The sequence below is a fragment of the Chitinophaga sp. S165 genome (genome assembly GCF_003182155.1).
Taxonomy (GTDB): Bacteria; Bacteroidota; Bacteroidia; order Chitinophagales; family Chitinophagaceae; genus Chitinophaga.
Window position 1 is genome coordinate 206,859 of the sequence record NZ_QGTG01000007.1, and the last position, 14,319, is coordinate 221,177.

The 14,319-nt window shown below is 45.0% G+C and carries 9 protein-coding genes; 6 read left to right on the plus strand and 3 right to left on the minus strand.

Translation table 11 applies throughout. From position 1 onward, the window contains the following. The first annotated feature begins 69 nt into the window (after nt 1–69). The 4 genes from C7475_RS24035 (at nt 70) to C7475_RS24050 (ending at nt 6,855) form a co-directional block, all read left to right on the plus strand. Complete coding sequence (locus tag C7475_RS24035; protein WP_110055957.1) at nt 70–1,110, plus strand: exo-alpha-sialidase; 1,041 nt, start codon at nt 70–72, stop codon at nt 1,108–1,110. Between the two features lie 27 nt (nt 1,111–1,137). Next, a complete protein-coding gene (locus C7475_RS24040) occupies nt 1,138–1,641 on the plus strand; it encodes a DinB family protein (protein WP_110055958.1) in 504 nt (167 codons plus the stop codon). Nucleotides 1,642–2,231: 590 nt separating this feature from the next. Next, complete coding sequence (locus C7475_RS24045) at nt 2,232–5,201, plus strand: SusC/RagA family TonB-linked outer membrane protein (RefSeq protein ID WP_233259948.1); 2,970 nt, start codon at nt 2,232–2,234, stop codon at nt 5,199–5,201. A gap of 19 nt (nt 5,202–5,220) precedes the next feature. After that, nucleotides 5,221–6,855 (plus strand): RagB/SusD family nutrient uptake outer membrane protein, encoded by a 1,635-nt coding sequence (locus tag C7475_RS24050; RefSeq protein WP_110055960.1) that lies wholly within the window; start codon nt 5,221–5,223, stop codon nt 6,853–6,855. Nucleotides 6,856–6,963: 108 nt separating this feature from the next. Here C7475_RS24050 and dinB read toward each other — a convergent pair whose 3' ends face one another. Then, nucleotides 6,964–8,082, minus strand: coding sequence for a DNA polymerase IV (gene dinB / locus C7475_RS24055; RefSeq protein ID WP_110055961.1), 1,119 nt, complete (start codon nt 8,080–8,082; stop codon nt 6,964–6,966). Between the two features lie 119 nt (nt 8,083–8,201). On the opposite strand from dinB, the gene C7475_RS24060 reads away from it, so the two are divergent. Next, complete coding sequence (locus tag C7475_RS24060) at nt 8,202–9,596, plus strand: VWA domain-containing protein (RefSeq protein ID WP_158286604.1); 1,395 nt, start codon at nt 8,202–8,204, stop codon at nt 9,594–9,596. Between the two features lie 137 nt (nt 9,597–9,733). Here the strand turns inward: C7475_RS24060 and C7475_RS24065 are convergent, their stop codons facing one another. Together C7475_RS24065 and C7475_RS24070 are read right to left on the minus strand one after the other, a co-directional pair. Beyond that, the gene (locus tag C7475_RS24065; RefSeq protein WP_110055963.1) at nt 9,734–10,258 is read right to left on the minus strand and encodes a DinB family protein; all 525 of its coding nucleotides are present in this window, start codon (nt 10,256–10,258) and stop codon (nt 9,734–9,736) included. 88 nt (nt 10,259–10,346) lie between these two features. Further along, a complete protein-coding gene (locus C7475_RS24070; protein ID WP_158286605.1) occupies nt 10,347–12,917 on the minus strand; it encodes a kelch repeat-containing protein in 2,571 nt (856 codons plus the stop codon). 255 nt (nt 12,918–13,172) lie between these two features. On the opposite strand from C7475_RS24070, the gene C7475_RS33185 reads away from it, so the two are divergent. Further along, complete coding sequence (locus tag C7475_RS33185) at nt 13,173–14,318, plus strand: carboxypeptidase-like regulatory domain-containing protein (RefSeq protein WP_199236279.1); 1,146 nt, start codon at nt 13,173–13,175, stop codon at nt 14,316–14,318. Nucleotide 14,319: the final 1 nt, after the last annotated feature.

Sequence of the window (14,319 nt, forward strand, 5' to 3'; positions counted from 1 at the left end):
GCCACAAAGCTAACAATGGCAGACATTGTTATCTTTGTGGCCTTGTCAATTTTATTATAGCGGAACGCAATGAAAAGATATCTTCTCACGGCCGGATTGGTAATTATCACACTACTGCAGGTCCCGGCACAGCAGAAAGCAGTGCTTGTTAAGGATGAGTTTATCATGCAGCATCCTCCTGTACCGGCAGCACATGCATCTACTATTACGGAGTTACCAGGCGGGGAATTGCTGGCTGCCTGGTTTGGCGGCAGCAGGGAAAGTGCGCCGGATGTTTGTATCTATACTTCCCGCTTTCAAAAGGGCAGGTGGTCTGACCCGGTAGTGGCAGCGACTGGTATTATAAACGATACGACCAGGTATGCCGCCTGGAATCCTGTATTGCTGACCACCCGAACCGGCAGGATCCTGTTGTTTTATAAGGTAGGACCTAATCCGCGTGAATGGTGGGGGCTGATGCAATCGAGCACGGACAACGGTCAAACCTGGTCGGCGGCCGAGCGGCTGCCGGAAGGGATACTCGGGCCTATCAAGAATAAACCGGTACAGCTGGCAGATGGCAGTATCCTCCATCCTTCAAGTACGGAGAGCCTGGATGAGAAGGAGTGGCATATACATGTGGAACTCTCTGACAGCACCGGGCACAATTGGAGACATATAGCGATCGATTGTGATACTTTTGGGGTGATACAGCCTTCCGTATTGTTCCACGCCGGTAAACGGCTGCAAATGATCAGCAGGAGCCGCCAGAACGTGATTGTCCAGACCTGGTCGGACGATAACGGGAAAACGTGGTCGCCGCTGAGCAGACAGTCAATTAAGAATCCCAATTCCGGTATTGACGCAGTGACTACAGCAAAGGGACTTCATGTGCTGGTATACAATCCTGCGATAGCAGGAAAAGACTGGTGGATGGGAAGGAATGAGCTGCGGGTAGCAGTGTCGAAAGACGGAGAGCACTGGAAGGATGTATATGAGCTGGTGAAACAGCCGAAGGGAGAGTTCAGCTACCCGGCAATCATTCAGACTAAAGATGGATCACTTCATATTACATATACATACAACCGGGAAAATATTAAACACGTGGTGCTAAAACTGGGAAAGTATTAAGTATTGAATTTTAAATCTGCAAATAATATGAAACAACCCGAAGTATGGATGCGGGGACCGGTGGCCGGTATTCCGGCATTATTGCAGCCGGTGGCGCACACGTTGCTGCAGGCACAGGAAGAGTTGCATGATGCAATGAAAGATTTTCCGGAAACATTATTATGGCAGCAACCTATGGGTGTTGCCTCGGTAGGATTTCATCTGCAACATATTCCCGGTGTACTGGACAGATTGTTCACTTATGCGGCCGGTCAATCCTTATCGCCAGTACAAATGGAGTATCTGACCGGGGAGGGGAAACAAATCGAAGGCGTGACTGTAAACAGTTTACTGACGGCATTGGATGGACAGATAAAAGCTGCCATCGCGGGGCTAAAGGCTACTGAAGAAAGCAGTCTGACCGATTTCCGTGGAGTAGGGCGGAAGCAATTGCCCTCTACTGTAATGGGATTATTATTCCACTCGGCAGAACATACTATGAGACATACCGGCCAGTTGTTAGTCACTGCGAGCGTATTGAAAGGCCAATAATGTGTTAATGTTTGTAACCACCATAATGTCTTACTGCAATGTGTAAAACATTTAGTCAATACTTATTTAACTCATTTTAGTTAGATAAGCACGGTTTTTAGCAGTACTAAACCATTGACAGATCTCCATTTACTCACTGCAGTAAGATTGCCTAATGCGTTAATTGTTAATGAATATTAAACATTGTTAACGCAAATCAAAACCCCTTGTTTCTATTTTGCTTTCTTAAAAAAGTCTCTATTTTTACTACCGATTGCTAAATCGATTTTACTTTATCTGTATGTAGAGGAAGCTATCCAGAAAAAGAATTGCTAAAAACGTAATGAAAAAAAGGGACAGATCATGCTAATGCGGGCGTTATTTGTCCGGTGCGAACGTTATTGAACTATTGAAACTATTGAACTTATTATTCATTTATTGCTAAAAGCCTTTTTGCTTATTGAACCAGAATCATCGCTAAGAACTAGAACAGGCGCAACTTCCTGAACTTTCCTTTAGAGATCATTTATTTAAACCTCCGCTGCGGGTGCAGGGAGCGTAACAGATTTTATTGTCGTAACAGTCAGCTTAATACCAAAATTTAAGTATATATGAAGAGAGGATCATCATTTCTTTCTCGGGTATTCGTGCACAGCCTATGGATGCTACTCCTGTCGCTGGTAGCATTTTCCCAATCCCGAACAATTACCGGTAAAGTCACAGAGACGCCGGGAAATTCCCCTTTACCTGGTGTGACTGTACAAGTCAAAGGTTCAAATAAAGGAACTCAAACAGGCGCTGATGGAACTTATAAGCTGGAAGTACCACAAGGTTCTACTACGCTGATCTTTACTTTTGTTGGTTATAAGAAGACCGAGCAGCTGATCAGTGCTTCCGGTGCAACCAACGTTAGTTTAGCTGCAGATGTTACTGCATTGAAAGATATCGTGGTGGTGGGTTATGGTACACAGAAAAAATCTGAGGTTACATCCGCAGTTACTTCTATTACTGCAGATGATTTCAGACAAAGTGGAGCCCGTAATGCAATGGACCTCGTACAAGGTAAGGTTGCGGGTTTGCAGATCACACGTACAGGCGGCTCCAACCCCAATGTTGGCCCTGCTATTCAGTTACGTAGTGCTACTTCATTGGCGGGAAGCCAGGCCCCATTGATAGTGATAGATGGAATTCCCGGTGGTAACCTGGACCTGCTGCAACAGGATGATATTGAGTCTATCTCTGTACTGAAAGATGGTTCAGCTGCTGCTATTTACGGTACGCAGGCAAATGGTGGTGTTGTACTGATCACTACCAAACGTGGTAAAGCAGGTAATGCCCGCGTCGATTATAATACTTATTTTCGTAAAGAGTATGTACAGCGCAGGCCTAAATTCCTGACTGCTGATGCATTTGCTGAGAAGATCGCTAGTGGCGAGATCGTTACAACAGATCGAGGTCACAGAACAGATTTTCTTGATCTGCTGGTAAACCACGATAACTTTACTCAGTATCATAATCTGGCAGTTTCAGGCGGTAATGAACATTCAACTTACCGTGCAAGCGTTTATTATTCGAACCTGGAAGGTATACTCAAAGAAAACGAACGCCAGCAATACGGTGGCCGTTTAAGCGTGACTTCTAAAGGCCTGGATAACCGCCTGACAGCACAGTTTAACCTGTCTACTAATTTTAATAAGGCAAACCGGTTAACAGACGGCGGTAACCTGGTAGGCTACCTGACGTTCCAGCCAACCTATTCTCCATACAATGATGATGGTTCCTGGTATTTTGAGCAGACCAGCACGAATGAACTGGCCCGTCTGTCACAGCAGACTAATATGCGTCAGCAGCAAACTACTTCCGGTGATGCTAAAGTGTCCCTTGAACTTGTAAAAGGACTAAAGGCTTCAATTTTTGGAGCAGTAACACGTGATAGCTGGACTGATGGTGCTTATGCCGACCTGAAATCGGAATTGTCTCTGGAAAGCTACCAGGGTACTGGTTGGGCTTACCAGAATAGTGAGCTAAAGATTAAATATGCCATTGAGCCTACATTGGAATATAGTTTACAGATAAATAATAAGCATAATGTCACAGCGATAGGTGGTTATAGCTACCGTTATGATGTGAATCAGGGCTTTGATTCCGGTAACTATGGTTTTGTAAATGATATTTTCCAGGAAAATAATCTGGAGGCAGGTACACAGCTTGGCTTAGGTAAAGCGACCATGACCAGTTATAAAAATGACAGTAAGCTCATTGCTTTTTTCGGAAGGGTAAACTATGTATTTGATGATAAATACATGGTATCCGGTATTCTGCGTCATGAAGGTTCTTCCCGCTTTGGCAAGAACAATAAGTGGGGTAATTTTCCCGCACTTTCTGCAGGCTGGAACCTTCATAAAGAAGATTTCATGAGCGATGTTAGCTTCATTGATCAGTTAAAGGTGAGAGTTGGTTATGGTATTACGGGCAATACCAGTCTTGTAAACTATGCATCTCTGGTTACTATGGGAACCGGTGGGAACTACATTAACCCTGATGGTACCTGGCGCCAGACGTATGGCCCGAATAGAAACCCTAATCCGAATCTGAGATGGGAGAAGAAAGCGGAATGGAACGTCGGAGTGGACTATGGCTTTTTTAAAGGCCGCTTATCCGGATCATTGGACGTCTTTACGCGTAAAACAACTGATCTCCTGGAAACCTTTAACTCTCAGCTACCTTCATATGTTCAGACAACGATATATACTAACGTAGGATCGTTTCAGTCAAAAGGTCTGGAGTTAACTGTTAATGCTACGCCAGTAGAAATGAAAGACTTCCGCTGGTCGACAGACTTCACATTCAGTACTGTTAATAACAAGATGCTAAGCTTTTCCAATGATGTATATAAGTCTGACTTTAAAACTTATGGCGACATTGGCGGTTATGGAGCACTGGGTAATGCACTGCGTATTGAAGAAGGTGGTAATATCGGTAACTTTTATGGTAAACGTTTTGCTGGCCTGACAGACGATGGTAAATGGCAGTTCTATAAAAAGGACGGAACCAAAGCTTCTGCTGATCAGTTGAGCAGTGAAGAAGACTTTACCATCATCGGTAACGCTATCCCGAAATATTACATGTCACTTACCAACAGCTTCCGTTACAAAAACTGGGACCTGCGTGTATTCATGCGCGGCCGTTTCGGATTTGATGTGCTGAACACAATGGAAATGTTGTACGGTAACAAACAGTCACTGCCTAGCAATGTACTGGAAACTGCATTCACTAAGCATGCAAAGCTGAATGATAGTTATCAGTATTCTGACTACTATCTGGAAAAAGGTGCGTTTGTGAAACTGGATGAGGTAACATTGGGTTACAATGTTCCGTTCAAGAACAAGTATATACACAATATGAGGATCTACTTCACCGGTGGTAATCTGGCTACTATTACAGGATATTCCGGTAACGATCCTGACTTCATCAAGGACTCAGGTCTGAACCCTGGAATTGACGCTTTGAACAACAGCGACCAACGTACTCCTTACTTAAGCACGAGATCTTTCATGTTTGGTCTTAATGTAGGTTTCTAAAAAAATTAAACATTTCGGGATGAAAAAAATTAGAAAAATAGCGACATATACTGCATTGGCTTTACTCCCTGTATTTGCCAACAGCTGTACTGATCTTACAGAGAACGTATATGACGAGATCGTAACGGATGATTTTTACAATAATAAGAACGAAGTAGTATCTGCTGTATTAAGACCTTATACGCACGCCAATGCCTGGACCACTCCAGGACAGAATGGCTGGTGGCGATTGAGCGAACTGTCGGCAGACCAGCTGGCATGGCCACAGAAAGGTCGCCATGGTTATGATGGTGGCAACTGGATAAGGCTGCATTATCATACCTGGTTGGTGGATGATGGTCCGGTAAGAGATTGCTGGAACCTGATATGGACAGGAATTGGTTTCTGTACTACAGCGATAGAGAATATTCAAGGCCGTGATGCCGCTTCAATGGGACTGACCCAGGAAGAGAAAGACGGTTATGTGTCTGAGCTCATCATGCTGCGTGCTTTTCATTACCTCAAGGTACTGGACATCTGGGGTAATGTACCTATAGTAACAAAAATAGGAGAGCCTATCAGTCCTGCTACAAAAACACGGAAAGAGGTGTTTGAATTCGTTGAAAAGGAGATCAAGGATAATATTGATAAAGCGCCGGTTTTATCTAAATCATTGCTCGGGCGTATATCTAAAGCAGGTGGTTATGCCATGCTGGTGGAATTGTATCTGAATGCTGAGAAATGGTCAGGTACTCCGCGCTGGGATGATTGTATCGCTGCCGCAGATAAACTGATCAACAACGAAGCAGGTGGTATGAATGGTGCGCTGGCTCTCGATCAGAACCTGACAGATACTTATATTCCTAATAACGGTAATGTTGCCAAAGAGATTATTTTCTCTATTGCTTACGATTTCCAGGTATCTAACTTTACTCCTCAGTGGACCGGTGATTTCTTCCACTTCAATCAGGGACAGATCAATGGCAACGACCGTAACGGTAATGATGGCGTAGTCGTAATACCTGGTGTGTATACCACATTCAATGATGCCGACAAGCGTAAGAAGGAATGGATACTGGAAGGCCCACAATGGAAATATGGTTCTAATGGAACTGATCCTGTTATTAGTAGCGGCGGTAACGAATATAATGGTGAACAACTGGTATTCGTAGATAACATCCGCAAAAATAAGTTAGGTAGCACTGTTTCCGATATGACACAGGGTGAAGAGAACAGTGGCGTACGTTTCAATAAATACAAACTGGGAGCTCAGACAGATCCTCAGTATAGAAGCACTGACTGGGCCGTATATCGTCTGACATGGATTTACTATGCAAAGGCAGAAGCGCTGATGCGTAAGAACAACGGAGTAGCAACACAGGAAGCTGTAGACCTGATCAATACCTGTCGTCAGCGTGCGTTCGCTGCAGAAGTATGGGATGCACACAAGTATACCACTACTACGCTGACCATGGATGAACTGCTGGCTGAACTGGGCCGCGAATTCATCTTTGAAGGTTTCCGTCGCCAGGAACTGATCCGCTGGGGTAAATACACTGGCAATACATGGTGGGATCACCAGGCATCTGAAGCGTACAGAGAAATATTCCCTGTGCCGCAGAATCAGCGCCTGATCAATCCAAACCTGAAACAGAACCCAGGTTATCCAAACTAATAAAGTACTTATAAGCGCGCATTGATCTCAATGCGGTTCCATAAACGATAGCGAAAGCCTTCCGCCATTGGCGGAAGGCTTTCGTGATTTATAGCATATTGAAGTTGTCTATTCTTCCTCGTCAAACAAGGACAATTGTGCCGGATTGTCCGTCCTTCCTGCAACAGAAATCACCTCTCCGAAATTGGACAAAGAAATGCCCAGTAGTCTTACAGGTTTATCTTCCGGTTCTGTGGATAACAACAGCTGTTTGGCTGTTTCCAGTATTTTCTCAAAATCTCCCACAGGGAATGGGAATGACTGGTTACGGGTGATCTGTTTGAAGTCGGCGTATTTTATTTTCAGTGTAATAGTGCGGCCTTTCAACCCATATCTTTTCAGCCGTTCATAAACTGTTACAGCGATCTTTTCCAGCTCCGCATACATCTCTTCCGTCTTTGTAAGATCGAAAGGAAATGTATCTTCTGCGCCCAGGGATTTTGTTTCCCGGTGTGGCTGTACCTCCCGCTCGTCTATACCTCGCACTATCTGATAATAAAAGGCGCCTACCTTACCGAAATGCTGTTTCAGATCATTTTCAGATAGCCGTTTCAGATCGGCCCCAGTGTGTAGCCCCATTCGCTTCATTTTGTCGGCAGTTACTTTACCCACGCCATGAAATTTCTCTACAGGCAATTTTTCCATGAATGATTCAATGGAAGAGGGGCCGATAAATGTAAGCCCATCCGGTTTGTTGAGGTCTGATGCTATCTTGGCAACGAACTTATTAATGGATACGCCTGCGGACGCAGTCAGTTGAAGTTCTTCTTTGATGGCCTGTTTGATCAGTTTAGCAATTTCTATGGCAGAACCGATCTGTTGTTTGTCTTCCGTTACATCCAGGTAGGCTTCATCGAGCGAGAGGGGTTCAATAATATCGGTATGCCGGCTGAATATTTCGCGTATCCTGCGGGATACGTCCTTGTATACATCAAAACGGGGCCGTACGAAGATAATATCAGGGCATAATTGTATGGCTCTTTTGGATGGCATGGCCGAGCGGACGCCAAATTTGCGGGCTTCATAACTGGCGGTAGCTACCACACCGCCGCGACCTTCAGGAGATCCGCCTACTGCAATGGCTTTGCCCCTGTAGTCAGGGTTGTCCCGCTGCTCTACAGATGCATAAAATGCATCCATATCTATATGAATGATCTTCCGTTGTTTCCTATGTGTTTCACCTTCCATGGTAGCCGCAGTAATACAAAGATCGCCAAAGAAATGTTAAAGTGGCATGGGACATTATGGAATGTTCGGACAGTTTGCATCCTACGCTTAAATTATTCATTTACCCTAAAACTATTGCTATGCAGTTTGCCTTACTTTTCCTTGCAAGTTTATCGATACCTGTGTGGCTGACTTCCAGTGGCGGCCCGGCCGGACATAACAGCGATAAACCCGCGCCAGCAAAACCGGATGACAATAAAGTGATCAACTGGGAAGTAAAGCCGGGCAACAGCTGGTTGTTACAGAACAGCGCCGGCGATTGCTATTTGTATGTGAATATCAAGAGTGGGGCAGGGGCATCCGATAAGCCAAGAGTGCCGTTGAACATTTCATTGGTGTTGGACAGAAGCGGTTCTATGGCAGGAGAGAAGATCGAATATGCAAGGCGGGCAGCCAAATTCCTGATAGATCAGTTAAGTACATCAGATTATCTGTCTATTATTAACTATGACAATAAGGTAGAAGTGACCAGTGGATCGCAGCCAGTGAAAAATAAGGAAGCGCTGAAGAACATAGTAGATAAAATAACAGATAGAGGAGCTACCAATCTGAGTGGTGGCATGCTGGAAGGATATACGCAGGTAAAAAGCACCCGTAAGGAAGGATATGTAAACAGGGTTTTGCTGCTGACAGACGGACTGGCGAATGAAGGTATCACTGATCCGCAGCAATTAAAAAAGCTGACTGAAAAGAAATACCTGGAAGATGGGATCGCGTTGTCCACATTCGGCTTAGGTGCAGATTATAATGAAGACCTGCTGACCATGTTGGCGGAAACCGGCAGAGCTAATTATTACTTCATCGACAGCGCTGACAAGATCCCGCAATTGTTTGCCCGCGAATTGAAAGGGCTGTTGAACGTAGTAGCACAAAATGCCTGGGCGCAGGTAACTATTCCCGAAGGACTGGAGTGCCAGCACGTGTACGGTTATCCCTATGAAGTAAAGGATGGGAAAGTGCTGATCCGTTTCAATGATATTTATGCCAATGACGAAAAAGCTATTCTGATCAAACTGAAAGCCAGGACCAGGTTTACAGACAATCTGCGGTTCGATTGTACATTAGGATATACAGATGCAGCTACCTTCGATCAGGTGAAAGAAGGAAAACCGGTGCAGGTCAAAGTAACTACAGATAAAGAACTGATCAAGACAGGAGAGGAGAAGGACGTACAGGAAATGCTGGCGTTATTTGAATCTACTGAAAGGTTTGACGATGTGATGGCGGATGTGGATAAAGGGAATTACGAATCTGCCCGCCTGAAAGGCGATGCGGCTGTGAAAGTGTTAAAGGAAAAACAGGTGATGTATAATTCGCCTAAACTGGAAGAACAGGTAAAAAAGATGACGATCTACGTACAGCAGATGGACTCTGTAAAAGTGATGCGTGAGTCAGAAAAGAAAATGTATCAAAAGATGAATAAGTCGTTCAACTATCAGACTAAAAAAGTGAAATCAGCGGAAACCAAGTTATAGGGTTGATATAAGGCGTTGCTACAAACGCATAGCTCTATCCTGGAACTATGTGTTTGTAGCAACGCCTTTTTTAACTGACCAGGATGGAGGCGAATGGCGGTCGCTCTCAACTCCTGTCAATTCCCCTGGTTTCCCGTTTATAATGTCGGCGTATCTACTACCGCTACTGTAAACTCTTCATCTGCACTTGGGCCATAACTACCCGGGATAGGAACATCCAGCAAACGCAGGAATACACCTAACTGTGCTCTGTGATGCACGATCTGGCTATATGCCATACGTATCACTTCCCCTTTGAGGGATACGTCATAAATGTCATCACCATTCCTCAGCGTCCAATTTTCGTCGAACTGTGAGAGCTTCGCTTTTTCAAGGTGTGCCCTGCCGTCAGCCAGTGATTCTTCGAAATAGGCCAGCAGTTCTTCTACGTTATTGATCACCTTTGGATCGTATGGATTGGCCGCAAAGTCCAGTTCTTCCGTAGTCAGTACCATGCTGACCCAGGTGGGCAGTTCTGCAATATGGGTAGCCAGCCGGATGATAGACATACTCTTGGGGTGCGGCTGCCAGTTGAACTTATCATTAGGAATGATAGAAAGCATTTTACGGGTTGTCTGTGCTTCCTGTTCCATTTCTTTGAGGAGAGATTGTATGAGTTCCATGATTGCGTGTTTTTTTGTTTCTGAAACAAAGTAACGACCGCCTTGTGACAACCCTATGTCAGCAGGAATGTCACAACCTCAAACTTTTTTAGTCTACCAGTAATTCCTGGTATTCTTTTCGGAACATCTCGCCGTAGATGTCCTTGTATTCCCTGACGAAATTATTATAAATGGCCCTGGCGGCAGCATGTTGTCTGAGCGTTACCAGGGCACGGCATTTGAACATGACCGCCTCTTCACTCAATGGATCAAAGTTGAGTATACAGTTGGTAATAGCGATGATCCGCTCCGCCGATGACCCGGCAGCCCACTGGTTGAGATAGTTAATAAAAAGAAGGGTGACCTCCGCGGCTAAGTCTGATTTGAATTTGTCCAGCCAGCTGTATTCCGTCTCGGACAATAATCCACCTCTCCCGGTGATGTTTATCAGCTGGCGGATGTCACTATCACTTTTGTAGTCAGACATTCCAAAGTACTGTTGCAGGTCTATATCGACGTATTCATTGTCAAAATGAAGTACCCATTTGCCTTCCTCTTTTTCCAGTGTATAATATCCCACTCTATCAAGTATGGCCTTCAGCTTGACAATATTTACCGAGCGGTTATTCTTAGCATCTTTTGCGGCTCTGCCCGGCCACAGTGTTTCATTGATCTTTTCGGACGTGATGCCTTTTTTGTCAGGCAGCGAATGCAATAATAATAACAGGAAAAGCTCTTTCACCAGCGGACTGAATAACTTGCTGATATTGGTCCCTTCCTTGTCTAATATTGTGAACTGACCAAGAAGTAGAATAGATGGTCTGGAGGAATGTGCCGGAAGGATCTGCCCTGTTTCCTGCCGGCTGATTGCCACCGTCATTGATGGCCGGGTATCGGATATTACCGGTGCGGAAACATTGATAGTGTAAGGCGCTTCCGAAGGCTGGCTGGCCTGGAAGAAATATTTGCTTCTGACCAACAGGAATGCCGCCAGACAAACGCCTGCTATCACCCATAGCCATATCCTGAAAGGATGTGACGGAGCGGGGCTGGTCGTCAATAAGGCGGGCGGGAAAGGGATGCTATAGATCCTGATCTGTGTCACGTGGTTCTCTGGCGTGTAACGTACTACAGCAATCAACTTTTGTCCTTTGGCATAATAAAAGAGCTCAACACCGGAACGGATGTCAAAATATCTGAAAGGTATTTCGCCGGCCAGCTTGGTATATTCAGGGCGCAGCAGTGAGCCTTTGATAAGTTGCAGGGACGATTGCATCCTGTCGTTCCCGAAGGTTAAAGCATAATAGCTTTGGCTTTTGGTATCGACAACCATAGAACTGCCAAATACAAAAGGCTTTTCCGGTACAGGTAACTGGTATATTTTTTTGAATGTTCTGGCTTTGGCGTCAAAAAGAAGAAGGTCATAAAGGTTGTGCGGATTCAGCAGCTGATCGCCGGACACACTACCATAACCGCCGATGATAAAGGCGGAATCGCCGTCGGGTGTTGTACCTAGCGCCGACATGTAGCGGGGTGTGAAGCTGTCGCCTTCAATATCAAGATTGTCCCAGGTATGGCTCGTGGTGGAATAGCGTTGTACCTGGTTGGTGAAATGGTAGTAGCCATATCCGCCTATAACATAAATAGCACTGTCGAAGGGAGCATAATATTTGTTGGCATGCCAGAACCTTGTCACGCTGTCTTTATCTGCATTGAGATCCCATGCGTGATGTTCCCCGTCATACGTCGATACCTTTTTCAGGTCGGGTAAGAAGTTATACAACTGTTTTCCGCCGAAAACCGTCATATTACCAGCGGGTAATCCCTGCGCTTCTTCCAGCCGGTCTGCCCCGAGGATATTTTTTGCACAGTTATAATAATACATCGAATCCCTTCCGCCGATGTACACAATCCCCTGTTCGCCATCAAATGCGACACTTGCATTACCCAGGGTTACAAAATCGGCTGACTGCTGCCAGTTGCGACAAGTATATGCCAGCCAGATAGGATTTTCAATAGTGGCTGTTGCCCCGTCAATAAGGTCCCTCGCTATGGCGCCGGAGTCTTCGTCCAGTGGCCAATGGTGCGTTAACTCATCGTCTATATAGATCTTAACATCTCTCAACCGCATGGGAGGAAGGTCAAGTATCTTCGCCTCATCATAGCGGTTGGCGCCAAACGAAAGCCGCCATTCATGGCCGGCAGGGAAAGTAATAGAGGCTTTGCTGATCTGTTTCCCATTCATCGATAGTATGAAGGTGCGCTGCTTATCGTTGATATCTAATCGTATGTTATGCCAGTTATGGAAAAAAGTTCGGGGAGTGGTTTTAATGGATATGCCTGAATAAGCATTTCCACCGATAAGATCAAAAGAGGAGGTCCTCATATTAAATACAAGGTCAATGTGCTGTCCCTTCTCATCTGTTAATCGAAAGACATATCCGAAATAAGAGCCGGCGTCCGGCATAAGAGAAAGGTCAAAGGCAAGTGAAAAGTTATGAGTAACGGTTAACGGCTTTTCAGGGAAGAAATTAACTCCTGTTCTATACTCCGGATCTATCCCTTTACTTGCAAATTCTACCCCATACTTTTCCTGTGCATAGAGAGAATAAGCCATCAACAGTAATACCATCGTATAAAGAAAACAACGGTACTTCCTCAATAAAGATATATAGGTCACAAACCCCATCATTCACTCATTTGAGACGGCAAGATATATTCTTTATGGGTTAGCGTATGTTAACTTTTCTTTAACAACATGTATTCTGTTAAGGTGTATTTTGTTGCAGGTCAATGTTTTGTTGTGTTAACACTCATTCTTTTAACCGGTTAGCGCTATTCATTAACCGCTTATTAATCTCTCTGTTCACCCTCTGAAAGTTCCTTTGCAGCCATTTAACTCAATTTCTAATTCTTACAAATCACAAGAAACATCATGAAAAGATGGTTATGCGTCCTCTTACTGGCGTGTTGTGTTTTTAACAGTTACGCACAGTCGCGTATTGTTAAAGGCAGGGTGACCGACGAAACAGGCCAGCCTGTAATCGGGGCAACGGTTAAAGTACGGGGTACCGCCAACGGTTCCGGTACAGATGTAAAAGGGCTTTTCCAACTGAATGCAGTTGAGAATTCCGTATTGATCTTCAGTTCTATCGGCTACAAAACGGATAGCGTGAAGGTTACCTCGCAGTCAGATATTCATATAGTGCTGCATAGCAATGTATCTGCACTGAATGATGTGGTGGTAGTAGGATATGGTACTCAGAAGAAGGTAAATCTGACAGGTGCAGTTTCCCAGGTATCCGGTAAGGTCCTGGAAAACCGTCCTATTCCTAACCTGGCTCAAGGCCTGCAGGGTATGATACCTAACCTGAACCTGATACCTGGAGATGGCAAGCCTATCCAGTCGCCTGCATTCAACATCCGTGGTATGACCTCTATTGGTCAGGGCGGTAACGCCCTGGTAATAATCGATGGTGTGGAAGGCGATCCAAGTATGCTGAACCCTGCAGATGTGGCAAGTGTTTCTGTACTGAAGGATGCTTCTTCCGCCGCTATTTATGGTGCAAGGGGTGCTTTCGGCGTGGTGCTGATCACTACTAAAAATCCTGCTAAAGACAAGCTGACGGTTACCTATTCCTCCGGTTATTCCATTAAGAAGCCTACAACGGTGCCAGACATGGTAACCAATGGGTATGAGTATGCCAAAAACTTTAATGAAGCGTGGACTGCCTGGAATGATTATGCGCAAACACCACAGAACATCAATAAGACCCAGAAGTTCTCTCCGGCTTACCTGGAGGCGCTGAAGGCACATAACGATGATCCTTCCCTGCCTAAAACAGAACTGGATGCCAATGGTAACTATGTTTACTATGGTAATACTGACTGGTATGGCCTTTTATATAAAAAACGTACTTCCAGCATAGATCAGAACCTGTCTGTTTCCGGTAGCAGCGGGAAAGCCAGCTACACAGTAACCGGCCGCTACTATGGTCAGGATGGTCTGTTCAGATATAATTCCGACGATTACAAAATGTACAACATGCGTGCGAAGGGAAATATCGAACTGACTGATTGAC